General features: G+C 68.2%; 20 protein-coding genes. 14 read left to right on the top strand and 6 right to left on the bottom strand.

Going from position 1 to position 24,416, the window contains the following annotated elements; genetic code table 11:
- Positions 1-216 precede the first annotated feature (216 nt).
- The 8 genes from FHP25_RS16625 to FHP25_RS16585 all read left to right on the top strand — a co-directional run bounded on the left by FHP25_RS16625 (position 217) and on the right by FHP25_RS16585 (position 7,931).
- On the top strand, positions 217-1,356 hold the full coding sequence (locus FHP25_RS16625; protein WP_231712352.1) for a substrate-binding domain-containing protein: 1,140 nt from the start codon (positions 217-219) through the stop codon (positions 1,354-1,356).
- Between the two features lie 186 nt (positions 1,357-1,542).
- Entirely contained in the window at positions 1,543-2,301 is a 759-nt protein-coding gene (locus FHP25_RS16620; RefSeq protein WP_147848057.1) for an ABC transporter ATP-binding protein, read from the top strand.
- Positions 2,294-3,019 carry an ABC transporter ATP-binding protein gene (locus tag FHP25_RS16615; RefSeq protein WP_147848056.1) on the top strand — a complete coding sequence of 242 codons (726 nt, stop codon included), beginning with the start codon at positions 2,294-2,296 and terminating at the stop codon, positions 3,017-3,019. Before FHP25_RS16620 ends, FHP25_RS16615 begins: the two co-directional genes overlap by 8 nt.
- A 194-nt stretch (positions 3,020-3,213) precedes the next feature.
- The gene (locus FHP25_RS16610) at positions 3,214-4,146 is read left to right on the top strand and encodes a branched-chain amino acid ABC transporter permease (protein WP_231712351.1); all 933 of its coding nucleotides are present in this window, start codon (positions 3,214-3,216) and stop codon (positions 4,144-4,146) included.
- A gap of 5 nt (positions 4,147-4,151) precedes the next feature.
- A complete protein-coding gene (locus FHP25_RS16605) occupies positions 4,152-5,219 on the top strand; it encodes a branched-chain amino acid ABC transporter permease (protein ID WP_147848054.1) in 1,068 nt (355 codons plus the stop codon).
- A gap of 124 nt (positions 5,220-5,343) precedes the next feature.
- A complete protein-coding gene (locus FHP25_RS16600; RefSeq protein ID WP_147848053.1) occupies positions 5,344-5,640 on the top strand; it encodes a type II toxin-antitoxin system RelE/ParE family toxin in 297 nt (98 codons plus the stop codon).
- An 8-nt stretch (positions 5,641-5,648) separates the two neighbouring features.
- Positions 5,649-5,957 (top strand): HigA family addiction module antitoxin, encoded by a 309-nt coding sequence (locus FHP25_RS16595; protein WP_147848052.1) that lies wholly within the window; start codon positions 5,649-5,651, stop codon positions 5,955-5,957.
- A 294-nt stretch (positions 5,958-6,251) separates the two neighbouring features.
- Complete coding sequence (locus FHP25_RS16585; protein WP_147848068.1) at positions 6,252-7,931, top strand: MFS transporter; 1,680 nt, start codon at positions 6,252-6,254, stop codon at positions 7,929-7,931.
- A 21-nt stretch (positions 7,932-7,952) separates the two neighbouring features.
- Here the strand turns inward: FHP25_RS16585 and ppk2 are convergent, their stop codons facing one another.
- A complete protein-coding gene (gene ppk2 / locus FHP25_RS16580; protein ID WP_147848051.1) occupies positions 7,953-8,870 on the bottom strand; it encodes a polyphosphate kinase 2 in 918 nt (305 codons plus the stop codon).
- Between the two features lie 426 nt (positions 8,871-9,296).
- On the opposite strand from ppk2, the gene FHP25_RS16575 reads away from it, so the two are divergent.
- From FHP25_RS16575 to FHP25_RS16565, 3 genes are all read left to right on the top strand, one after another.
- Positions 9,297-10,973, top strand: coding sequence for a methanol/ethanol family PQQ-dependent dehydrogenase (locus tag FHP25_RS16575; RefSeq protein ID WP_147848050.1), 1,677 nt, complete (start codon positions 9,297-9,299; stop codon positions 10,971-10,973).
- Positions 10,974-11,054: 81 nt separating this feature from the next.
- Entirely contained in the window at positions 11,055-11,366 is a 312-nt protein-coding gene (locus FHP25_RS16570; protein WP_147848049.1) for a c-type cytochrome, read from the top strand.
- 170 nt (positions 11,367-11,536) lie between these two features.
- The gene (locus FHP25_RS16565) at positions 11,537-12,448 is read left to right on the top strand and encodes a substrate-binding periplasmic protein (RefSeq protein WP_147848048.1); all 912 of its coding nucleotides are present in this window, start codon (positions 11,537-11,539) and stop codon (positions 12,446-12,448) included.
- 292 nt (positions 12,449-12,740) lie between these two features.
- Here FHP25_RS16565 and FHP25_RS16560 read toward each other — a convergent pair whose 3' ends face one another.
- The gene (locus FHP25_RS16560) at positions 12,741-13,985 is read right to left on the bottom strand and encodes a class I SAM-dependent methyltransferase (RefSeq protein WP_147848047.1); all 1,245 of its coding nucleotides are present in this window, start codon (positions 13,983-13,985) and stop codon (positions 12,741-12,743) included.
- Positions 13,986-14,114: 129 nt separating this feature from the next.
- Between FHP25_RS16560 and FHP25_RS16555 the strand changes: the two genes are divergently transcribed.
- Complete coding sequence (locus tag FHP25_RS16555; protein WP_147848046.1) at positions 14,115-15,428, top strand: glycosyltransferase; 1,314 nt, start codon at positions 14,115-14,117, stop codon at positions 15,426-15,428.
- Positions 15,429-15,471: 43 nt separating this feature from the next.
- Positions 15,472-18,354, top strand: a complete 2,883-nt coding sequence (locus tag FHP25_RS16550) for a CaiB/BaiF CoA transferase family protein (protein WP_218578414.1) — start codon at positions 15,472-15,474, stop codon at positions 18,352-18,354.
- Between the two features lie 221 nt (positions 18,355-18,575).
- On the opposite strand, the gene FHP25_RS16545 is transcribed toward FHP25_RS16550, so the two are convergent.
- From FHP25_RS16545 to FHP25_RS41415, 4 genes are all read right to left on the bottom strand, one after another.
- Complete coding sequence (locus FHP25_RS16545; RefSeq protein ID WP_231712348.1) at positions 18,576-20,174, bottom strand: DHA2 family efflux MFS transporter permease subunit; 1,599 nt, start codon at positions 20,172-20,174, stop codon at positions 18,576-18,578.
- A complete protein-coding gene (locus tag FHP25_RS16540; RefSeq protein WP_218578413.1) occupies positions 20,171-21,403 on the bottom strand; it encodes an HlyD family secretion protein in 1,233 nt (410 codons plus the stop codon). The genes FHP25_RS16545 and FHP25_RS16540 overlap by 4 nt, the downstream gene beginning before the upstream one ends.
- Positions 21,404-21,408: 5 nt before the next feature.
- On the bottom strand, positions 21,409-22,566 hold the full coding sequence (locus FHP25_RS16535; protein ID WP_147848045.1) for a thiolase family protein: 1,158 nt from the start codon (positions 22,564-22,566) through the stop codon (positions 21,409-21,411).
- A 322-nt stretch (positions 22,567-22,888) separates the two neighbouring features.
- Positions 22,889-23,179: a hypothetical protein gene (locus FHP25_RS41415; protein WP_218578412.1), complete on the bottom strand. Its 291-nt coding sequence runs from the start codon at positions 23,177-23,179 to the stop codon at positions 22,889-22,891.
- Positions 23,180-23,670: 491 nt separating this feature from the next.
- On the opposite strand from FHP25_RS41415, the gene recO reads away from it, so the two are divergent.
- Positions 23,671-24,405 carry a DNA repair protein RecO gene (gene recO / locus FHP25_RS16525; RefSeq protein WP_147848044.1) on the top strand — a complete coding sequence of 245 codons (735 nt, stop codon included), beginning with the start codon at positions 23,671-23,673 and terminating at the stop codon, positions 24,403-24,405.
- Positions 24,406-24,416: the final 11 nt, after the last annotated feature.

The following is a 24,416-nucleotide window of genomic DNA, read 5'->3' as shown; positions in this document are numbered from 1 at the left end:
CGCGTCCACGCGCGCACCGGCGCATGGCGCCGGATCATGAGCGCGCGTGGACGCGCGCGGTCCGAAAACATGATGCCTTCCGATTGACTTGCAGCATCGCATGCGGACAACTACGCAGCAGCGCAAAAACCAAGATTTTCGAATAGTTCCATGGAGGCAGCCTTGAAACGCGTGGTGGGGAGTCTGGCCCTGGCGGGCGCATTGCTCGCGGGCGGCATGGCGATGGCGCAGCAGCCGCTGAAGATCGCCCTGATCTACGGCAAGACCGGACCGCTGGAGGCTTATGCGCGCCAGACCGAGGCCGGCTTCATGCTCGGCCTGGAGTACGCGACCCAGGGCAAGCTCGAGGTCGGCGGCCGCAAGATCCAGGTCATCCTCAAGGACGACCAGCTCAAGCCCGACGTCGCCAAGGCGGCGCTGGAGCAGGCCTATGGCGACGACAAGGTCGACATCGCCGTCGGCACCACGTCATCGGCGGCGGCGCTGGCCATGCTGCCGGTGGCCGAGGAGTACAAGAAGATCCTGCTGGTCGAGCCGGCGGTGGCCGACCAGATCACCGGCGACAAGTGGAACCGCTACATCTTCCGCACCGCGCGCAACTCGACCCAGGACGCGCTGGCCGGCGCCGTCACCCTGAAGGACGAGAACATCCACATCGCCACCCTGGCGCAGGACTACGCCTTCGGGCGTGACGGCATCGCCTCGCTGAAGGAGGCGCTGGCCGCCGTCGGCAGCAAGGCCAGGATCGTGCACGAGGAATACGCGCCGCAGCAGACCACCGACTTCACGGCCCCGGCGCAGCGCATCTTCGATGCGCTGAAGGACAAGCCCGGCCGCAAGATCATCGCCGTGGTGTGGGCCGGCGCCCATCCGCTGCCCAAGCTGATGGACCTCAAGCCCGAACGCTTCGGCATCGAGGTGGCGCCCGGCGGCAACATCCTGCCTGTCATGGCCGGCTGGAAGCAGTTCGCCGGCCTGGAAGGCGCGATCTATTACTACTGGGGCTTTCCCAAGAACCCGGTGAACGACTGGCTGGTGGCCGAGTACAAGAAGCGCAATGCGGGCGCGCCGCCCGACTTCTTCGTGGCCGGCGGCATGAGCGCGGCGCTGGCCGTCGTCGAGGCGGTGAAGAAGGCGAAGTCGACCGACAGCGAGAAGCTGATCGCCGCCATGGAGGGCATGAGCTTCGACACGCCCAAGGGCAGGATGACGTTCCGCAAGGAGGATCACCAGGCGCTTCAGGTGATGTATCACTGGAAGATGAAGGCCAATCCGCCGGATAACGTCGACCTGCTCGACCTCGTGCGCGAGATCCCGGCCGGCGAGATGAAGCTGCCCATCCGGGTGAAGCGTTGATCTTCTTCACCTCTCCCGCAAGCGGGAGAGGTCGCCGGGCGCGCAGCGTCCGGCGGGTGAGGGCTCCACGCACCATGCTTCTTCTCCAGGGCACCTCGTTCGTAGGCCCTCACCTTCCCATCGCTGACGCGATGGGCCCCTTCCTCTCCCGCGTCGCGGGAGAGGAGATCACGGCGTAGAGTCCCCATGCTCGAGACCGAGGGCCTGACCATCCGCTTCGGCGGCCATGCCGCCGTCGACGGCGTGTCCTGCGCCTTCCATCCCGGCACGCTCACCGCCATCGTCGGCCCCAACGGCGCCGGCAAGACGACCTACTTCAACCTGATCTCCGGCCAGCTTGCGGCCACGTCGGGCCGGGTGCGGCTGAAGGGGCGGGACATCACCACGCTGGCCGCGCCGCGCCGCGCCCGCCTCGGCCTGGGCCGCGCCTTCCAGCTCACCAACCTGTTCCCCAACCTGACGGCGCTGGAGAACGTGCGGCTGGCGGTGCAGGCCAACAGCGGCCGGGTGCTGGACCTGCTGGGCCGGGCGTCGCGCCATCGCGACCTTGCCGACCGCGCCATGGCACATCTTGCCGCCGTGGCCCTGGCCGATCGCGCCGCGGCGGTGTCGGCCACGCTCTCGCATGGCGATCAGCGCAAGCTCGAGGTCGCCATCCTGCTGGCGCTGGAGCCCGACGTCTTCATGTTCGACGAGCCCACCGCCGGCATGAGCGTCGATGACGTGCCGGCGGTGCTCGATGTCATCGCCGCCATCAAGGCGCGCGGCGACAAGACCATCCTGCTGGTCGAGCACAAGATGGACGTGGTGCGGGCCCTGGCCGACCGCATCGTGGTGCTGCATCACGGCCAGCTGGTGGCCGATGGGCCGCCGGCCGAGATCATCGCCTCGGACGTGGTGCGCGAGGCCTATCTCGGCGGCGCCGCGGAGGCCGGCCATGGCTGAGGCGCTGCTGAGCCTGCGCGGCGTCGAGACCCATATCGGCCGCTACCATATCCTGCACGGCGTCGAGCTTGACGTGCCGCAAGGCGGGCTCACCATGCTGCTGGGCCGCAATGGCGCCGGCAAGACCACGACCTTGCGCACCATCATGGGCCTGTGGCGCGCCAGCGCCGGCGCGGTGCGCTTCGAGGGCCGCGACATCACGCGCCTGGCGACCGCCGACGTGGCCCGGCTGGGCATCGCCTACGTGCCCGAGTCGATGGCGATCTTCGCCGACCTCACGGTGCAGGAGAACCTCGTGCTGGCGGCGCGCAGCGGGCCGCCGCGGGCCGAGCGGCTGGACCGCATCTTCGCGCGCTTCCCGGCCCTGCGGCGCTTCTGGACCCTGCCGGCCGGGCTGCTGTCGGGCGGGCAGAAGCAGATGCTGGCGGTGGCGCGCGCCATCATCGAGCCGCGCCGGCTGCTGCTGATCGACGAGCCGACCAAGGGGCTGGCGCCGGCCATCATCGCCAACATGATCGATGCCTTTCGCGAGCTGAAGGACGGCGACACCACCTTGCTGGTGGTCGAGCAGAACTTCGCCTTCGCGCGCCGGCTGGGCGACACGGTGACGGTGATGGACGACGGCCGCACCGTGCACCACGACACCATGGACGCCTTCGCCGCCGATCAGGCACTGCAGCAGCGCCTGCTGGGCCTGAGCATGGACACGCACCAGTGAATATCCTCCCCCACGCAGTGGGGGAGGTGCCCCGGAGGGGCGGAGGGGGACCCCACGTGATGCCTGCTACCGAGACCACGTCGCCTCCCCTCCGCCCCTCCGGGGCACCTCCTCACGCTGCGCGTGGGGAGGAGGGGCCGCCGCCGGTGCGGGCCCGGCGCGACATCGTGCCCTTGCTGCTGGTGCCGGCGCTGATGCTGGCGGCGTTGCCGCTGGTTGGCTCGCCCGCGAGCTGGGTGACGCTCAGCGTCGCCGGGCTGGCCATGGGGCTGATGATCTTCGTCATGGCCTCCGGCCTGACCCTGACCTTCGGCCTGATGGACGTGCTGAATTTCGGGCACGGCGCCTTCATCGCCGTCGGCGCCTTCGTGGCCGCCAGCGTGATGCTGGCGATGGGCCCATGGATGGGCAGCGACAGCCTGTGGCTGAACCTCGCCGCCGTCGCGCCGGCGATCCTGGCGGCGATGGTGCTGAGCGGCCTGCTGGGCTGGGGCTTCGAGCGCGTGATCGTGAAGCCGGTCTACGGCCAGCACCTCAAGCAGATCCTGGTCACCATGGGCGGCCTGATCGTGGCCGAGCAGCTGCTGAAGGTGGTGTGGGGCCCCGACCAGATCACGCTCACCCGGCCGCCGGCGCTGCGTGGCGCCTTCATCATCGGCGACGTTGCGATCGAGAAGTACCGCGTGCTGGCGGTCGCGGTCGGCCTGGTGGTGTTCGTGGTCATGCAGCTGGCGCTGGGCCGCACCCGCATCGGGCTGCTGGTGCGCGCCGGTGTCGAGAACAGCGAGATGGTCGAGGCCCTGGGCTACCGCATCGGCCGCGTCTTCGTGGGCGTCTTCGTGGTCGGCTCGGCGCTGGCCGGGCTGGGCGGCGCGCTGTGGGCGCTCTACCAGGAGACGGTGACGGCCGCCATCGGCGCCCAGGTGATGGTGCTGATCTTCATCGTCATCATCATCGGCGGGCTGGGCTCGGTGGGCGGCTGCTTCGTGGGCGCGCTGCTGGTGGGGCTGGTCGCCAACTACATCGGCTTCCTGGCGCCCAAGGTGGCGCTGGGCTCCAACATCCTGCTGATGGCGCTGGTGCTGCTGTGGCGGCCGCAGGGCCTCTACCCGGTCGCCAGGCGGTGATCGCCATGCTGCGCGCGCTGCTGTCCGACAACCTGCCGCGCAGCCGCTGGCTGGCGGCGGTGCTGATCGTCATCGTGCTGGCGCTGGCCCTGGCGCCGTTCCTGTTCCCCGGCGCCAAGTCGCTGAACGTGGCGGTGAAGATCTGCGTCTTCATCGTGCTGGCGGCCAGCTACGACCTGCTGCTGGGCTACACCGGCATCGTGTCGTTCGCCCATACGATGTTCTTCGGCATCGGCGGCTACGGCGTGGCCATCGCGCTGGCCCGCCTGGCGCCGGACTGGGGCGCCGTGGCGCTGGGCACCGGCGCGGGGGTCCTGGTCGCGGTCGTGCTGGCGGCGCTGATCGGCCTGTTCAGCCTGCGCGTGCGCACCATCTTCTTCGCCATGATCACGCTGGCCGTGGCCAGCGCCTTCGCGATCCTGGCCTCGCAGCTCTCGGGCCTGACCGGCGGCGAGGACGGCCTGAACTACCGCGTGCCCGAGGCGCTGCGGCCGGCCTTCCGCCTGGTCGAGGGCGATGTGCTGGGCGTGGCGGTCAACGGCCGCATCATGACCTACTACCTGGTGTTCCTGGTATCGCTCGCCCTGGTGCTGGCGATGATGCGGGTGGTGAGCTCGCCGTTCGGCAGCGTGCTGATGGCGATCCGCGAGAACGCCTTCCGCGCCGAGGCGATCGGCTACCGCACCGTCGTCTACCGCACCGTCGCCAGCTGCATCGCCGCCGCCGCCGCCGCCGTGGCCGGCGCGCTGCTGGCGCTGTGGCTGCGCCACACTGGCCCCGACACGACGCTGAGCTTCGACCTGATGATCGACATCCTGCTCATGGTGGTGATCGGCGGCATGGGCACGATGTACGGCGCCGTGCTGGGCGCCACCTTGCTGATCCTGGCGCAGAACTACCTGCAGGACGCCATGGCGGCGGCCAGCCAGGCGGCGTCGGGCGTGCCGCTGGTGGCCAACCTGCTGCACCCCGACCGCTGGCTGCTGTGGCTGGGCCTGCTGTTCATCCTCTGCGTCTACTTCTTCCCCACCGGCATCGTCGGCCGGCTGCGCGCGGCACGCGGCCGGGGGTAGGCGACTCAGGATCACCGCCCTTGTCCGACATGCGACTCCGGTCGATCGGAGCGCTCTTTGGATGGCGTCTGTCGGCTTGCATTTTGTACCATGGAGTGGTACATAGGCTCTAACGGTGCAGAGCATGATTGTGAGCTTCCGGGATGACTGGTTGCGTGATTTCTTCGTCGAAGATGTTCGATCGAAGAAAATTCCATCGGATCTGGAAAGCCGCCTGTTCCGAAAAATTCAGATGATCGACGACGCAACGACGGGCCAGGACCTTCGGGTGCCGCCCAGCAACCACTTCGAGAAGCTGCGCGGCCCCTTGGAGGGATTTCATTCGATCCGCGCCAACAAGCAATGGCGGCTCATCTTCCGATGGGATGCCAGCCGAGGCGAAGCGACAGGCGTCTATCTGGACGATCATGGCTGTCTATGAGGTGGGCAATGTTGATGACGAGGCGCAAACCGGCAGGTGTTGGAGAAATCCTGGTCGAGGAATTCATGGAGCCGATGGGCCTGACGCAAAGCGCGCTGGCTGAAGCCATGGGCGTGCAGCGCAAGCACGTCAATGAACTGTGCAACGATCGTCGCAATGTGACGGCGCCGACCGCACTCATTCTCGCCCGCGTGTTTGGCAATAGCCCTGACTTCTGGCTGAACGTGCAGCGGCGTGTCGATCTGTGGGAGGCGATGCACTCGCCCCGCGAACGGGAGCGGATCAAGCGTGCTCGGCCACTGACAGTCGCTGCATGAGGATGGGACCGTCGGGACCGATCGTCAGGGAATTGCGGTCGCTCGCGGCCGGAGCGCCCGATCCGGTGGTGGAGCCGGAGGGGCCGAGCCTCGTCTGAATTAGCCATGGGCGCGTCTTCTGCAAGTCATGCGTGAGGCTCGTCAGTCGGATATGGCGCTGATCGCCCGCTATGGCGAGAGGCCTTGCCGCCGGGGGCCGACCGCGTCCTGGCCCGCGGTCGCGCGGCGGAGGGGCTGCGCGACCGGCTCAGCCGCCGGGCTGGTCCGGCGAAGCCCGGCGGCGTATCTAGACGGATGACTTCTCCAGACCCCGATTCCCCTCCGAAACCTTCGAGCCCGTCATTTCTCGCCCCACTGCGCAGCCCGATCTTCCGCGCGATCTGGATCGCCAGCCTTGCGTCCAATTTCGGCGGCCTGATCCAGTCCGTCGGCGCCTCGTGGATGATGACGTCGATCGGCACCGCCGAGCTGGTGGCGCTGGTGCAGGCCTCGGTCACCTTGCCGATCATGCTGCTGTCCCTGCCGGCCGGCGCCATGGCCGACAATTTCGACCGCCGCAAGATGATGCTCGCGGCGCAGATCTTCATGCTGGCGGTGTCCCTCGCCCTGAGCATCTGTGCCTGGACCGGGTTGATAACGCCGTGGGTGCTGCTGCTGTTCACCTTTCTGATCGGCTGCGGGGCGGCGCTGAACGGGCCCGCCTGGCAGGCGTCGGTGGCCGAGATGGTGCCCAGGAATGATCTCGCGGGCGCGGTGGCCCTGAACGCGACGGGCTTCAACCTGGCGCGCAGCGTGGCGCCCGCGGTGGGCGGCATGATCGTGGCCGCCGCCGGCGCCGCCGCCACCTTCGTCGTCAACGTCTTCAGCTACATCGGCCTGATCGTCGTCCTGGCCTGCTGGAAGCCGGAGCGCCCGGCGCGGACCCTGCCGCGCGAAAGCCTCCACGTCGCCATGGCGGCCGGCCTGCGCTATGCGGCCATGTCCGGCCGGATCGGCTCGGTGCTGCTGCGCGCCTTGCTCTTCGGCTTCGCAGCGAGCGCGGTGCCGGCGCTCCTGCCGCTGGTGGCGCGCGACGCGGTGGAGGGCGGGCCCTTGACGTTCGGACTGCTGCTGGGCGCTTTCGGCGCAGGAGCGGTCGGCGGGGCCGTGGCCAGCGCGCGCCTGCGCCGCCGGCTGTCCAACGAGATGATGGTCCGCTGGTCCTGCTTCGCCTTCGGCGTGGCCGCCATCGCCCTGGCGTTCAGCTCCTGGCTGGCCGCCAGCATGGCCGCCCTGGCCATTGCTGGCGGCGGCTGGGTCGTCGCGCTGTCGACCTTCAACGTCACGGTGCAGATGTCGGCGCCGCGCTGGGTCGTGGCGCGGATGCTGGCCCTCTACCAGATGGCGGCCTTCGGCGGCATGGCGCTGGGAAGCTGGGTCTGGGGTGTCGCTGCCGGACAGGAAGGGCTGTCGCTGGCGCTTTGGGTGGCGGGCGGCTTCCAGTTCGTCTGCGCCCTGATCGGGTTGCGCATCCCTCTGCCGGCAACCTCGGGGCTGAACCTGGAGCTGGTCAACCGCTGGACCAAGCCCGATCTCGCCGTGGAGATCCAGCCCCGCAGCGGGCCCATCGGCATCATCATCGAATATGTCATTGACGAGGCCGACATCGACGAGTTCCTGGCTGCGATGGCCGATCGCCGGCGCATTCGGCGCCGCGACGGGGCGCGTGACTGGACGCTGATGCGCGACCTGGCCGAGCCCCGCCTGTGGATCGAATCCTATCGCCTGCCGACCTGGCTGGATTATGTCCGGCACAATCAGCGTATGACCCAGGCCGACATTGCGCTGACGGACCATGCGCGCGCCCTGCATCGCGGCGACGGCAGGCCGCGCGTCCGCCGCGTGATCGAGCGCCCGACCCGTCCGGCGCCGCAGGGCGCTTTCAGCCACCCCGAAATGCCCGAACCCCTGACCGATCCGACACGGGCAGCCTGACCATGGGGCTGCGAGCGTGCTTCAGTATTTCGACGGCACGTAGATCTCGGAGGGCAGGACCTGCCGGTCGTAGTTGGGATTGAACACGCGGTCGGGGAGGGTGACCTCCTCGTGCGGCACCTCGGTGTAGGGGATCTGCTGCAGCAGGTGGTCGAGGCAGTTCAGCCGCGCGCGCTTCTTGTCGTTGGCCTCGACGATGAACCACGGCGCCTCGGCGATGTTGGTGCGCGCCAGCATCTCCTCCTTGGCCTTGGTGTAGTCCTCCCAGCGCACCCGCGACTGCAGGTCCATCGGGCTCAGCTTCCACTGCTTCATGGGGTCGTGGATGCGCATCAGGAAGCGCATCTGCTGCTCCTCGTCGGTGATCGAGAACCAGTACTTGATCAGGATGATTCCCGACCGCACCAGCATGCGCTCGAACCCGGGCGCGTCGCGGAAGAAATCCTCCACCTGCTGCGGCGTCGCGAAGCCCATCACCCGCTCGACGCCGGCGCGGTTGTACCAGGAGCGGTCGAACAGGACGATCTCGCCGCCCGCCGGCAGATGCGCCGTGTAGCGCTGGAAGTACCATTGCGTCCTTTCGCGCTCGGTGGGCGCCGGCAGCGCCGCGACGCGGCAGACGCGCGGATTGAGGCGCTGGGTGATGCGCTTGATCACGCCGCCCTTGCCGGCCGAGTCGCGGCCCTCGAAGATCACGACGATCTTCGCGCCGGCATGCGACACCCATGACTGCAGCTTGATCAGCTCCGACTGCAGCGCCAGCAGATGGCGGAAATACGCCACGCGGTCGATCGAGGGCGGGTGCGCCGTCTTGTAGATCTTGCGGATCTCCATCGACAGCGCCGGCTCGGACAGCTCCAGCTCGTAATCCTCGTCGAGCGAGTCGGCGAGCTCGGCCTCGAGCCAGTCCCTGCCACTGTGTGTGTCGGAGGTGCTCATCGTGTCGCTCCGCAATAAGAGGGCAGCGCCCCGGTCGTCGGTATAGTTCTGCGCGATTGCAGGATGATGTAAAGCGCCGGCGCGCAGGAATGATGGCGCCGTGGCGCAAGCCGGTTGATGTCTCGCGCGATGGTTGCGGCCCGGTGCTGCGCTTGCCGACACCGCCGGCCGGGCCGTCACACTGAATTGACTTCGCCCACGGACACGGCATGATGGCGCCAACGAATGCCGTGCTCTGACACGGCGGCAATGCGGAGGGAAACGCCAGGCAATCATCAGCGCGATGCGCGCATCCGGACGACCCGACAATTTGCGTGCGGCTGCATCCCATGGATGCAGGATCGTTGCGGCGGGGCGGCGGCGTGTGCCTGGACCCATGTTTCGAGAATCGATGCGTTCGCGGTCGATATGACGAAGGGAGGAGGCATGAGACGATTGCTGTTCGGGGCCGTGGTGGCGGCGCTGGCACCGTGGGGAGCTGCGCAGGCGCAAACCGCGGCGGATCTGGCCAAGGGCCAGAACGACACGAAGAACGTCCTGAACTACGGGATGGGCTACGATCTGCAGCGTTACAGCAAGCTGACGAAGATCAACAAGGGCAATGTCGGCAAGCTGGTGCCCTTGTGGCACTACAGCCTGGATGACAACCGGGCCGAGGAATCGCAGCCCATCGTCCACAACGGCATCATCTACATCACCACCCACGCCGCCACGATGGCGGTCGAGGCCAAGAGCGGCAAGCAGCTGTGGAAGACAAAGATCGAGTATCCGCCCGAGGTGCCGCGCATCGTCTGCTGCGGCATCATCAACCGCGGCGTCGCCATCTATGACGGCAAGCTGTTCCGCACCACGCTCGATGCCCAGGTCCAGGCGCTCGACGCCAAGACCGGCAAGCAGCTGTGGAAGACCAAGGCGGCGGAGTTCAAGGAAGGCTACTCGATGACCGTGGCGCCGCTGGTCGCCGACGGGGTCGTGATCACCGGCATGTCGGGCGCCGAGTTCGGCACGCGCGGCTTCATCGACGGCTACAACCCGCAGACCGGCGAACGGATGTGGCGCACCTACAGCGTGCCCATGCCGGGCGAGCCGGGCGGCGACACCTGGCCGGGCGACACGGCCAAGCTGGGCGGCGGCTCGACCTGGATTACCGGCTCCTACGACCCCGAGACCAAGACGGTCTATTGGGGCATCGGCAACCCGGGTCCGTTCAACGCCGCGGTGCGCAAGGGCGACAATCTCTACACCGACTCGGTGCTGGCGCTCGATCCCCAGACGGGCAAGATCAAGTGGCACTATCAGTTCTCGCCCAACGACCCGTTCGACTACGACTCGGTCGCCGAGATGGTGCTGGCGACGATCAATGTCGGCGGCAAGCCGACCAAGGTGATCATCAACGCCAACCGCAACGGGTTCTTCTACGTCATCGACCGCGCCACCGGTAAGCTCATCGCGGCCAACAAGTATATCGCCGAGGTGAACTGGGCCAGCGGCATCGACCTGAAGACGGGCCGCCCGATCGAGACGGACGTGGCGCGCAAGGCCCGTGCCGGCGAGCAGGTCGAGGTGCAGCCCTCGCTGCTGGGCGGCAAGAACTGGCAGCCGATGTCGTATGACCCGACCAAGAACCTCGCCTTCGCCAACACGCTGAACTTCGGCCTCAACTACAAGTCGGTGCCGCAGGAGTGGAAGGTCGGCGAGTGGTATCTCGGCATCGACCTGACCCTGGGCTTCGCGTTCAAGCCCAACACGCCGCGCGGCTACCTCAAGGCCATCGATCCGATGACCGGCAAGAGCAAGTGGCAGGTGCCCAGCGACATCCCGCGCTTCTCCGGCGTGCTGTCGACCGCGGGCGGTGTCGTGTTCAGCGGCCAGCTCACCGGCGAGTTCGAGGCCTTCGACTCCGACACCGGCAAGAAGCTGTGGCAGTTCAAGACCGGCTCCGGCATCGAGGGCCAGCCCGTGACGTGGGAGCAGGACGGCGTGCAGTATGTGGCCGTCACCAGCGGCATCGGCGGTGTCTACTCGATCTTCGCCGGCGACGAGCGTCTGGCGGCGGTGCCGCCCGGCGGCTCGCTCTGGGTCTTCGGGCTGCCCCGCCAGTAGGCCAGCAGGCCAGCAGGGCGCATGGCGTTCGGGATGGCCCCCTCGGGGGCCATCCCTTTCAGGGCACGAGGGTTGCGGACGATGAGTCGACACCATGCCGCTGCGGTCCTGCTCGCGGCTTTTGCGCTGGCCGGCACGGGCGGCAGCGCTGCGGCGCAGGACGCCGGCAAGGGCAAGCAGCTCTACGCCAAGAACTGCCTGCACTGCCACGGCCGCAACATGGTGACGCCGGGCACGGTGGCCTACGACTTGCGGCAGTTCCCCGAGGACGACAAGCCGCGCTTCGAGGCCTCGGTGACCAAGGGCAAGAAGAACATGCCGCCCTGGGGCGACAAGCTCACGAAGGAGCAGATCGATGACCTCTGGGCCTATATCATGACCCGGGGCAAGTGATGCGTTCCATGGCGTTGCAGTTCACCCGTCATCCCGAGCGCAGCGAGGGATCTCCTGCGAATAGCGCACCGTGCGCCTTGCCGCAGGAGATCCCTCGCTGCGCTCGGGATGACAGGTCATACGAGATATTCCGACCCTCCCGGGGAAGGTCAAAGCCGCAAACGCTCGCGATGACGGTTCTGGCTGTCATCGCCGCCACCCTCGGCGCCCAGCCCGCGCGGGCGGAAGGCACGCTCACGGTCTGCCTCAACGAGGACATCCCGCTCTACAGCCTGCATCACGGCAAGGAGACGAGCGGCTTCGACCTCAAGGTCGCCGAGGCGGTCGCGCAGCGTCTCGACCGCAAGCTGGTGGTGCAATGGTTCGAGACCAAGCTGGAGATGGACTCCAGCCTGACGATCGACGCCAACGCCTTGTTGTCGGACAAGCGCTGCGACCTGCTGGGCGGCTATCCCCTGATCAAGGGCACGCTGGGCAAGCCGCGGGTCGAGATCGCGCGGCTGCCGGGCTTTGACGGCGGCACCGCCGATGACCGCCGACGGCGGGTGCGGCTGGGCGAGCTGATGCCGACGCGGCCCTATCACCGCTCGGTGCTGGCGGCTGTCGTCAACGGCACGGCGGTGACCAAGCCGATCACGACGCTGGCGGATTTCGACGGCCTGAGGATCGCGATCGAAGGCGGCACGCTGGCCGATGCGATCCTGATGACCTGGCGCGACGGGCGCCTCGTCAAGCAGATCACGCATCTGATCCCCGAGCGCGATGACCTGCTGGGCCGGCTCGAGTCGGGCGCCTTCGACGTGACGCTGGTCAACCTGCGCCGCTTCGATGCCTATGTCGCCAAGAACCCGGGCACGAAGCTGAAAGCCGCCGGCTTCCAGCACCGTATCGGCTTCAACATGGGGCTGGTCGGCCTGGCCACCAGCGCCGACCTCATCGCTGCCGTCGACAAGGCCATTGCCGACCTCGATCAGAAGGGCGAGCTGGCGCGCATGGCCGCCGCCGTCGGCCTCACCTATGTGCCGCCGCGCGCGCCGCAGATCGCCGACAACATCGCGATGTCCGACCTCGCCGAGAAGTAGCGGATCGACGGCCAGGCGGAAACCGCAGGGCTGTCGCATGTGGCGTTGCCGGCCGGACTGTCGAAAGACAAGCCACAGGCACGGCGCAGCCTTTGGCCGCAACCAAGGACAGGTGCCCGCCACGCGCTCGCGCCGTACGCCGTCGTCATTCCCGTGCGACAGCACCGCTCAAAAGATCCTTCGCTGCGCTCAGGATGACAGCGAGCAGACCCAAATCACCGCAGCTCGCGGAGGTTTTTGAGGTCAGTAGCACAGAGATCACACAGAGCAGGACGTTATCGCGCGCCGAGGCTCACACGATCTCGAGCGTGGGCAGCGGGAAGACCAGGCGGCCGCCGGCCTGCCGGAAAGCGCTTTCGCGCGCGATGAACTCGCGGCGGAACTGCCAGGGCAGGACGAGGAAGTAGTCGGGCCGCTTCTGCCGCGCAGTTTCCTCCGACACGATCGGGATGGCGGTGCCCGGCGTGCGCCGCCCGACCTTCTCCGGATTGCGCTCGGCCGCTGCCGTGATGACGCTGCGGTCCAGCCGGCAGTACTGCAGCAGGGTGTTGCCCTTGGTCGACGCGCCGTACACGAAGATGCGCTTGTCGCACCTTGTCTTCCTGCCGATGAAGGACAGCAGGTCGTCGCGCGACTTCGCGACCCTGGCGGCGAAGGTGGTGTAGGGCGCGGGCGCGGCGCGGCTGGCGGCATGCTCGAGCTGGCGCAGGCGCGCGAGGCGCCGTTGGCGTGGCCGATAGCCGGCGCCGTCGTGGCACAGGGCAAGGCGCAGGCTGCCGCCGTTGCAGGGCGTCAGCGCGGCGTCGAACACGCGCAGGCCGTTGGCCGCCGCCAGGGCTTCGATCTGCGCCAGCCCGTAGTAGGTGAGATGCTCGTGACAGATCGCGTCATAGGCGCTGCGCTGCAGCATGGCCCAGAGATAGGCCTGCTCGATGATCCACACGCCGTCGGGCGCGAGCGCCGATGCGATCGCGGCCACCGTCTCCTGCGGCTGGTCGATGTCGTAGAAGACCGCGACGCTGGTGACGAGCCTGGCGCGCTCGCCGTCGCAGGCCGCGGCCCAGCTCGCCGCCGAGAACGCGGCCTCCCACAGCACGATGTCGGATGGCACCTGGCCGCTGAACTTGCCGGCGATCACGTCGATGCCGACCCGGCGCAGTCCCGGCAGCCGGAAGCTCTGCAGCAGCGTGCCGTCGTTGCAGCCGATATCGAGCACGATGTCGCCCGCGCGCAGCGCGACCCGCCGTTGCGCCCAGCCGGCCAGCTCGCGCAGGTGCGTGCGCATGGTCGCGTTGATGCCGGAACGATAGCCGTAGTCGTAGGTGTAGAGGCTCGGCCGCGCCACCGAGTCTCGCAGCTGCACCAGGCCGCAGCGCGCGCAGCACACGAGCACCAGCGGCGCCCTGGCTGGATCGGGCTCCCCGGGCCGCGGAAAGATGCTGCCGAGCGTCTGGTTGCCGAGATCGACGATCTGATCGAGATCGGCGCCTCCGCAGAGACGGCAACCGGCCACGTTCTGATAGCGCGCTGTCTGCATGATCACTTCGAGGCTGGGACGTCAAGCGCGTCAGGACCGTAGCCAGCCCGCTCGAAGCGGTGTGTGACAAAAATCAGGCCATCTCGCGACAGAGCCCGCGCGGTGCTAAGGCTTGACGATCGAGGCGCGATGACCCGGGTCGTTTTCGTCAGCACGATCTTTCCCTTTCCCAGCGACAGCGGGAAGAAGACCATCATTGCCGGCTTCATGCGTTTCCTCGCGCAAGCGGTGGGGCCGCGTGACGTCACCTACGTGCTGCTCGGCGACGCGCCTCGTCTTGGACAGGATCCATCCTTGCCGACGGTGAGGATCCCGCTCGGCCCGCCGTGGCGGCGACTGGCGTCGGTCTGCTGGCATTCGCTGTTGCTGCGGCGCAAGTCGCTGCAGGAGTCGCTGCTCTACACGCCGCACGCGCGGCAGCGCCTGCTGGCGTGCATCGCGCGGCTCGATCCCGACATCGTCATCCTCGACACGATCCGCATCGCGCAGTTCTTCGAAGCCGAACCCGGCACCGCGCCGCGGCGGCGATGGGTCCTCTACATGGAGGATCTGCTGTCGCTGCGTTATCGGACGCTGGCGCGCGGCCTCGACGGGCCGGCCGCCGCCGCGGTCGATCCATTGGGCGCCTTTGCTCCTGCCGTGCCGGCGCCGCTGCGGCCGCTCGCGCGCGCCGCCGGCCTGCGCGCGTGGCTCTACCGGTTCGAGGCATCGCGGGTGGCAAGGAGCGAACGGCGTCTGGCGGCGGCGCTGCGCAACGTCTCCCTGGTGAACGGCGAGGAGGTCGCGCTGCTGGCACGGCAGGTGCCGGATGCCACCGTCCTGCACACGCCGCCGTGTCTGCCGGCGCCGGGCGTGCGCCGTGCCGACGCGGCGCATCACGGCCCGTTCCTGATCGTGGGCACGCTCGACTATCCGCCCAACGCGCTGGCCGCCGCGGAGTTTCTCACCCAGGCCATGCCCGCTGTCGTGCGCGCGATGCCGCAGGCGCGGATCAAGATCGTGGGCAAGCGCGCGTCGGGCACGCTCGCCGCGCTGTGCGCGCGCTGGTCGCCGCATGTCGAGCTGGTCGGCTATGTGCCCGACCTCTCCGGCCTCATGGCATCGGCGGCCGCGATGATCGTGCCGGTCAGGATCGGGTCGGGTCCGAAGCTGAAGAGCCTGGAGGCGCTGGCGCATGGGCTGCCGCTGATCACCACGCGCAACGGCGTCGAAGGCATTGACGTCGTGCCGGATGTTCATGGCCTCGTCAGCGACGACCTCGGCACGTTTCCTGCGTTCATGCGGCGCCTGCGCGAGCCCGCGACGAACCGCGCGTTCTCGCGGCAAGGCCGCGCGCTGTTCGAGCGCGCCTATGCCGCCGATGCGGTCCACCCGCTCTACGAAACCGCGTTCCTCGGCAGCACGCAGGCCGGGGCACGCGCAACGGCGGCAGCAGTCGAGTAGGGGCCCTGCGTCGGGACGGAACGCCGCCCGGCGAGGCCCTGCCGTGCTCGCGAAAAAGAAGCTGCTCTTCCACCGGCACCCGGGCCGGCTGCGCAGAGCCGCCGACTTTGACGCATGTCGGCGTGTGCCGTGCCGGACCACGCGCCTCCCGGCGCGCTCATGGTATCGCCTCCGACAAGACGACGAGCGCGGCAGGAGCCGCGCGGTCATGCACGTCGGCCTCGACGCCGACACTGGCGCGCTTCCAGCCGTGAGCTGCCATGCTTGCTTTGCCACTTGTCGCCGGGCCGCGACGCGGGCGACATATCCGGGCAGACAAAGGTCGAGGAAGGTGAGGCGCATGGCGGACACTGGCCGGAACGAGGGTGCTTATCTCCACGGCATCCGGGTGCTCGAGCTTGCAGACGAGATGGGAGAGTATGCCGGCCGGGTGCTCGCAGGCCTGGGCGCCGATGTCGTGAAGGTCGAGCCTCCGGAAGGCGAAGCCACGAGGCGAATCGGACCGTTCCGCGGGGATGTGCCGTCGCCGGAGGAGAGCCTGCATTTCTGGCACTACAATTTCGGCAAGCGCAGCATCGTCGTCGATCTCGACAAGCCCGACGGGCAGGAGTCGTTCCTGCGGCTCGCGTCCGCAGCCGACATCGTGCTGGATGCGCGTCCGCGGGGATACCTTGCAGACCGGAACCTCGCCTTCGAACGATTGCGATCAGCCAATCCGCGATTGATCTATCTGCGGATCAGCCCGTTCGGGGATACCGGCCCGTGGGCCGATTTCAAAGGCAGCGATCTCGTTCATTTGGCGCTGGGCGGCGTCATGATGAACTGCGGCTACGACTCCGATTCGTCCGGCCGCTACGACACGCCTCCCATCGCGCCGCAGATGTGGCATGCCTACCACATTTCCGGCGAGATGAGCGTGATCGCGCTGATCGGCGCTCTCGCGCATCGGCTGCGGACAGGCGAGGGGCAGCTTCTGTCCCTCAGCATCCACGAGGCGGTCAGCATGAATACCGAGAGCGACCTGCCGAACTGGATATTCCTGCGGCAGCGCCACTTTCGACAGACGTGCCGGCATTCGATGACGTCGGCGAGCCTGCCGGCGCTCGCGCAGACCCGGGACGGACGCTATCTCCTGCCGTACCGCACCTATCTGCGCGCCACGGCGACCTACTCCTCGGACGCGCTGCTGGGCACCATCTCGGTTCTTGCCAAGCATGGCATGGACGAAGGCCTCGGCAAGCTGGGCCGGCTGGATGCGGAAACGGAGGCCAGGGTCGGCAAGCTGGTCGATCGCCTTGCTGCCAGCCTGGATTTCGATGCCGACCTGTGGCGCGACGGGCAGGACAACGGGCTGCCGTGGGCGCCCGTGCGGCGGCCCGAGGAGAATGCCCGCGATCCGCACTACATTCAGCGAGGCATCTTCGCCAGCGTGCCGCACCCGGATAGCGGCGCTTCGTACACCTATGTTGCTGCCCGCTGGTACAGTTCCGATGCACCCTGGGCGGTATCGGCGCAACGACCGCCGAGGCTGGGCGAGCACACGCGTTCGGTCGTCGAGGAGTGGGCGGCGCCGCGAAGCGTGCCGTCGCTGTCGCCCGATTGCGGCCTGGCCCGCGGGTCGACCAGGGCAGGCCCCACAGGGAAGCCCTTCGCGCTTTCTGGAGTCCGTGTCGTCGATCTCGGCTGGATGCTCGCCAGCGCCGGCGCGGGACGCTACCTCGCTGCGCTGGGCGCCGAGGTGATCAAGGTCGAGCACGAGTCGCGCGCCGATGGCATGCGCTTCGGTCCGGCGGCTTGTCCGGTCGGCGGACGCGCCGAGCGGCAGGCTGCCACGGACACGATGCCGATGCCGCCGCGAGACGGGCTCAATCGCAGCGGTTCCTTCATGGAGATCAACGCCGGCAAGCTCGCGATATCGCTCGACCTGAAGAAGCCCGAGGGCAAGCGGATCTTGGAGGATCTCATCCGCAGTGCCGACGTGGTGCTCGAGGGCTATTCGCCGGGAACGATGGACCGGATGGGACTGGGCTACGATCGCCTGCGCGAGCTCAATCCCGGCATCATCTATCTCCAGCAGTCGGGGTTCGGCCAGCACGGCGTCTATGGTCGGGCCCGTGCCTTCGGCCCGACAGCGCAGGCATTCAGTGGCATCAGCGACATGTCCGGCTTGCCCGAACCCCGTCCGCCCGCCGGCATCGGCTACTCCTATCTCGACTGGTTCGGCGCGTACAACATGGCGACGGCGGCGCTCGCCGCGCTCTATCGGCGGGCCACGACGGGCCGTGGCTGTCACGTCGACGCCTCGCAGGCGGAGGTCGGCATCTTCCTGACAGGAACTGCAATTCTCGATCACTCGGTCAATGGCCGCCGCTGGTCGCGATACGGCAACCGGTCGCCCTATCGGCTCGCCGCGCCGCATGGCGCTTACCCGACACGAGGCGAGGACAGCTGGATCGCGATCGCCGCCTTCACCGACGAGCAGTGGCGAGCGGTCGCCACCGAGCTCGGCCATCCCGAGTGGCTCGACGATCCGCGGTTCGACGGATTGTCGAACCGGCGCGCGAACGAAGACGCTCTCGATGACCTGATTTCCCGCGCCACGGGCGCTTTCGACGGGGCGGACCTCATGGACCGTCTGCAGGCCGCAGGGGTCCCGGCCGGAATCTGCCAGACGGCCGAGGACCGCTACGAAAGGGATCCCCAGCTTCGCCATTTGGAGTGGCTGGTCGAGTTGCCGCAAACCGAGCTCGGCACCTGGCCGGTGAAGGGCTTCCCTGCGCGCCTCGACCGCAGCCCGGCCTACGCCGGCGGGATGCTCGGCCGCTCCGGTCCCAACTACGGCGAGGATACCCAGCGCGTTCTCTCGTCGGTTCTCGGCATGACAGCCGAGCAGGTGGCCGAGCTGCGCGCGGCTGGTGTCGTGTGACGGCATCGTAGAGCTGGGAAGCGCAGGTCGCTGATACATCCGTCATCCCGAGCGAAGCGAGGGATCTCCCGCGTGGGACGCACAGTGCGCCATTCGCACGAGATCCCTCTCCTGAGCCTGTCGAAGGGGCGCTCGGGATGACAGTCACGACTCACCTTCCACCGATAGTCGGTGCTAGTTCTCAATAGCCTCTGGAAGCTTCGGTCATGAACGTGCCCAAGTCAGTGCGCGTCGGCCGGTGGTGCCTTCGGCGGCACGACCTTGCGCATCAGCGGCACCATGACGGTGGCGACGATGAAGCAGGCCATGATGGCCATGAACGCATCGGCGTAGGTCAGCGTCTGCGCCTCGCGCCAGGTCAGCGACCACAGCAGCTTCAGCGCCGCCACATGGCCCTGCTGCGCATCGCCGCCGGCGGCCGCGGCGGCCGTCGCCTCCAGCCGCTGCAGCAGGTCGGTCGCGGCCGGGTTGGCCGTGTTCAGATGCTCGGCGAGCCGCAGGAAATGTAGGTTGGCGCGGTCGTTCAGGATCGTGGCGCAGGCCGCGATGCCGATGGCGCCGCCGAGGTTGCGCATCAGGTTGAAGAGGCCCGAGGCCAGCTTCAGCCGCGCCGGCGCCAGGCCGCCCAGGGTCAGCGTGATGGCCGGCGCCGCCGCGAACTGCTGCGCGAAGCCGCGCAACGCCTGCGGCGGCAGCAGCTCCTCCCATCCCCAGTCATGGGTGATGGGGGTGAAGTTCCACATGCTGAGCGCGAAGCAGGCCATGCCGAACATCAGCAGCCAGCGCAGGTCGAAGCGGCGGGCGAACCAGGCGTAGACCGGGATGGACAGGATCTGGAACACGCCGGTCGAGAAGATCGCCAGCCCGATCTGCAGGGCGCTGAACCCGCGCACGCGCCCCAGGAACAGCGGCGTGAGGTAGATGGTGGCGAAGATGCCGATGCCGGTGACGAATGAAAAGAAGCAGCCCAGCGCGAAGTTCAGGTTCCTGAGCGCGCGCAGGTCGACGACCGGCTGGCCATAGGTGAGGCTGCGCCAGATGAAGGCGACGCCGGCGGCGCCAGCGATCCAGGCCGTGGCGCGGATTGTGTCGTCGCCGAACCAGTCCCAGCGCGCCCCTTCCTCGAGCGTGTACTCCAGGCAGCCGAGGAACAGCGCCATCAGGATCATGCCGACGTAGTCCGCACCGCGCAGCAGCGACAGATCGGGCTTGTCGATCCTCACCAGCATCGGCACCACCACGGCGACGAAGATGCCGGGCACCAGGTTCACGAAGAACAGCCAGTGCCAGGAATAGTTGTCGGTGAGCCAGCCGCCGATGGTCGGGCCCAGGGTCGGCGCCAGCGAGGCGATGGCGCCGATCGTCGCCGCCGCGATCACGCGCTGCTGGCCTTCGAAGTAGATGAAGGCGGTGGTGAACACCGTCGGGATCATCGAGCCGCCGAGGAAGCCCTGCAGGGCGCGGAAGGCGATCATGCTCTCGATGTTCCAGGCCCAGCCGCACAGCAGGCTGGTGGCGGTGAAGCCGACCGCCGAGGCGCAGAACAGCCAGCGCGTCGACATCACCCGCGACAGCCAGCCGGACAGCGGGATGACGATGATCTCGGCGATCAGGTAGCTGGTCTGCACCCAGGTAGTCTCGTCGGCGCCGGCCGAGAGGCCGCCACCGATGTCCTGCAGCGACGCCGAGACGATCTGGATGTCCAGCAGCGCGATGAAGAAGCCGACGCACATCGTGGCGAAGGCCACGACCTTCGCCGAGGTCGGCGGCGCCGCGGCAGGCGCCGCGACCCCGCGCGCCGCGACGGCGGCGGCGCTCACGACCTGTCATCCGTCGCGACGCGCCCGTCGACATCGGCGGTGACCGACAGGCCGGGCCGCAGCCGGCCCAGGACGGCCGCGTCGCCCTCGAGCTCGATGCGCACCGGCACGCGCTGCACGATCTTGGTGAAGTTGCCGGTGGCGTTCTCCGGCGGCAGCACGCTGAAGCGGGCGCCCGTCGCCGGCGCCAGGCTGACGACACGGCCGTGGAAGACCTGGCCCGGCAGCACATCGGCCGCGATCGTGACCGGCTGGCCCGGCCGGATGTGGGCCAGTTGGTTCTCCTTGTAGTTGGCGTCGACCCACAGGCCCTGTGCCGGGACGATCGACAGCAGCTGCGCGCCCACCGACGCGAAGGCGCCGCGCCGCGCGCTGCGGTTGCCCACCGTGCCGTCGACCGGCGCCCGCAGCTCGGTGTAGCTGAGGTTGAGCCGGGCGATGTCACGCTCGGCGCGTGCGCCGGCCAGCGCCGCGCGCGCCTGCTGCTTCTGGGCATCGATCACGTCGAGCTGGTGCTGCGCCGCCTCCAGCGATGCGCGGGCCTTCTCGCCCGCGGCCATCGCCTGCTTGTAGGCGGAGTCCGCCTTCTGCGCGAGCTGCACGGACGCTGCGGCCGTGGCCGCGAGCTGGCGGTAGCGCACCTGGTCGTCACGGGTCCACACGATCTCGGCGTCGGTGGCGTCGATCACGGCGCGGGCCTGGGCGATGACCGCCAGCTGCAACCGGCGCGTGGCGTCGAGATTCAGCAGCGACGCCTGCTGCCGGGCGACGGCCGCCTTGGCCTTCGCCAGCGCCGCGCGATAGTCGCGGTCATCGAGCTTCACCAGCAGATCGCCGGCGCGGACCGCCTGGTTGTCGGTGACGACGACCTCGGCGATGAAGCCCGCGACCTTGGGCGCCACGACCGTGATCTCGCCGCCGACATAGGCATCGTCGGTGCTCTCGAAGAAGCGGCCGACCGTCCACCAGTGGTGGGCTTGCCAGGCAGCGCCCAGGCCGACGACGAGCGCGGCGCCGGCCAGCCCTAGCCGGCGCGCGGACCGGCGCCGGCGGGATGGGGTGGTGGCAGAAGGGGCCTCGCGCTCGCTGGGCGCAGGTCCCTTGTCGGCAGGTGGCGTGTCGCCGGGGTCGGTGCGCGCCGGCGCCGGGACGGCGCGCATCGCCGGCGGGGGATCATCGTCGACAATCCGGATGCGCTGGCCGGATTGCAGGACAGCCGCTTCGCTCATGGTGGTCAGACCGCTTCCAGGATGGTGGCGACGCCCTGGCCGCCGCCGATGCACTGTGTGGACAGCGCGAAGCGCTTGCCCTCGCGCTTGAGGGGCTGGGCGGCCTTGCCGGTGATCCGCGCGCCGGTGGCGCCCAGGGGATGGCCGATGGCGATGGCGCCGCCGTCGATGTTGACCTTCTCGTGCGGGATGCCGAGCTCGCGCAGGCAGGCGACGGCCTGGCTGCCGAACGCCTCGTTGATCTCGACGATGTCGATGTCATCGATCGTGAGGCCGGCCCGCGCCAGCGCCTTGCGTGTCGCCGGCACGGGCCCCATGCCCATGATCTCCGGCGGGCATCCCGCGACCGCGACGGCCCGCACCCGGGCCAGCACCGCCAGGCCATGCGCCGCGGCGTAGTCCTGCGCGCACACCAGGACGGCGGCCGCGCCGTCGGTGAGCGGCGATGCCGTGCCGGCCGTGACGGTCCCGTCGGACCGGAAGGCCGGCTTGAGGCCGGCCAGCCCCTCCAGCGTGGTGTGGGGCCGGATGCAGCCGTCGACATCGACCACGCCGTCCGGCGTGGCCACCGGCGTGATCTCGTCCTTCAGGCGGCCCGCTTCCTGCGCCGCGGCCGCCTTGCGCTGTGAGGCCAGGCCGAGCTTCTCCTGCTCCAGCCGCGTGATCTGGTACTGGCTGGCCACGTTCTCGGCCGTCTCGCCCATGGCGATATAGGCCTCGGTCATCAGCTCGGCGTCAGGGTTGTCGCGCCGGCGGAAGCGCGGATTGGGCGAGAAGTTGAAGCCGCCCTGCGGCACCCGGGTCATGGATTCGACACCGGCGCAGATGAAGGCGTCGCCGGCCCCGATCGCGATCTGGCCGGCGGCGATGTGGATGGCGGTCATGGACGAGCCGCAGAACCGGTTCACCGTGCCGCCGCCGATCGACAGCGGCAGCCCGGCCAGCAGGACGGCGATGCGCGCGATATTGTTGCCCTGCTCGGCTTCCGGATAGGCGCAGCCCATCAGCACGTCCTCGATGGTCTGGGGCGCCACGCCGGCGCGCTCGACCACGGCCTTGACCACCATCGCCGCGAGGTCGTCGGGCCGCACGCCGATCAGGGCGCCCTTGCGCGCGAAATGGAACGGGGTGCGGACATAGCCCGCGATCACAGCCTGTCGCATGTCACGTCATCCTTGCCAGTGCGTATTGATGATGATCATCATCTAAATGAACTCAAGGGATGACGCACATAACTTTATCTCGCCATAGGAATAGAAAATTGCCCTGGCCTGTTCGCCAACGAAGCGATCCGCACCACAGCCAGCGACGGGCGCACCTGGTGTTCAACGACGGCACAGTGCTGCTGACGATCGGGCCCAACAGCCAGATCACCATCGATCGCTATGTCTATGACCCGGAGAGAACCGGAAACTGCAGCGCTTTATCCGTATCGCGCTTGGGCGATATCGATCAGGCGCCTGAGCGATGCACGTCGCTCTTCCGTCATGCTGCCCGCGTCAGTGTGAAATCGACATGGACGGCATCGTAGGGGAAGGCGATACGGTCATCTTCCACGCGTTCCAGAACACCAGCGTTGAGGAGCGCGTGCACGTCGGCATGCGAAGCAACAGAGAGAGTTACAGTTTTCATTTGGACCTCGATTGATCCACGTCGGCCCAGGATGAACGGCGGCGCCTTTCGTTCCGTCGGAGGCGGGGAGATCGGTCGTGGTGTCTCGATGCCAGGCAACGCACGCAATCCCATGATTTCAGTGAAGAATGCGCCGACGATCATCTTGAGTGGTAATTTCAAAACAACAATACCATGGCGACTGATTCTGTACGTGGTCTCTATTTATACCTGCATCAAATGACTTGATTTTTGTGCATCGTCATGATACAAATATAGATATCCCCTAAAATAACATAAGGCGGCGACTCGTGCGGGTTCTGCGACATGCGCTCGTCCGCGGCGGCGCGCGATATCCACATGAACGAAAGATTTCACGCGCTCAAAGGCGTGGTCCGGAGCTGCTCGGCGCGTTTGCGTTATTTTCGACGTTTCCGTCACGCCCTTTTTCGACCGAGATTCGGCAAGTCATTGATTTCGCTGCTGGAAATTTTTCTCATGACGGACCGGCGCCGCGGCGAGCCCTCGGTTCTGGTGCCGGCGTTCCCTGGCATCGACGCTGCAGGGGCCTTCGCTTCGCTCGGGATGACGGGAAGCGGGCCATATGCGATAGCCCTGCCGCCGGGGAACGATTCACCAACGCAAAGCGAGGTTCCGTGGAGTGGACTGAGGACGGGATCGTGCTGGCGGCGCGCGCGCATGGCGAGTCGGCGCTGATCGTCTCGCTGCTGACCGCTGCGCATGGCCGCCACGCCGGGCTGGTGCATGGCGGCGCCTCGACGCGGCAGCGGCCGGTCTGGCAGCCGGGCAACCGGGTGCGCGCCGAATGGCGGGCGCGGCTGGCCGATCAGCTCGGCACCTTCAAGGGCGAGCTGCAGACGGCCCATGCCGCCCGGGCGCTGGACGATCCACAGGCGCTGGCCGGCCTGCTGGCCGCCTGCGCCACGCTCGACGCCGCCTTGCCCGAGCGCGAGCCGCACCCGGCGCTGTTCGAGGGCGTGGCGGCGCTGCTGGGCGCGCTGGGCCATGCCGGCTGGCCCACCATCTACGTGCATCTCGAGCTGGGGCTGCTGCAGGAGCTGGGCTTCGGGCTCGATCTGCAGCGCTGCGCCGCGACCGGCGCCAGCGACGATCTGGCCTACGTCTCGCCGCGCACCGGCCGGGCCGTCAGCCGCACGGCAGGCGAGCCCTACAAGGACAAGCTGCTGGCGCTGCCGGACTTTCTGGCCCGGCGCACGCTGGCAGCCACCGACGAGGTGCTCACCGGCCTGGAGCTGACGGGCTACTTCCTGGAGCGCCACGTCTTTTGGCCACACAACAAACCCTTGCCTCCGGCGCGCGACCGGTTTATCGAAACCCTTCAACGACTTAGCACAACAATTTGTGGCTAGTGCGGCCGCAG

Source organism: Vineibacter terrae (genome assembly GCF_008039615.1).
In the GTDB taxonomy this organism is placed as follows: domain Bacteria; phylum Pseudomonadota; class Alphaproteobacteria; order Reyranellales; family Reyranellaceae; genus Vineibacter; species Vineibacter terrae.
Note: the sequence above shows the minus strand (reverse complement) of the source record. Positions and strands in the feature narration are given on the sequence as shown.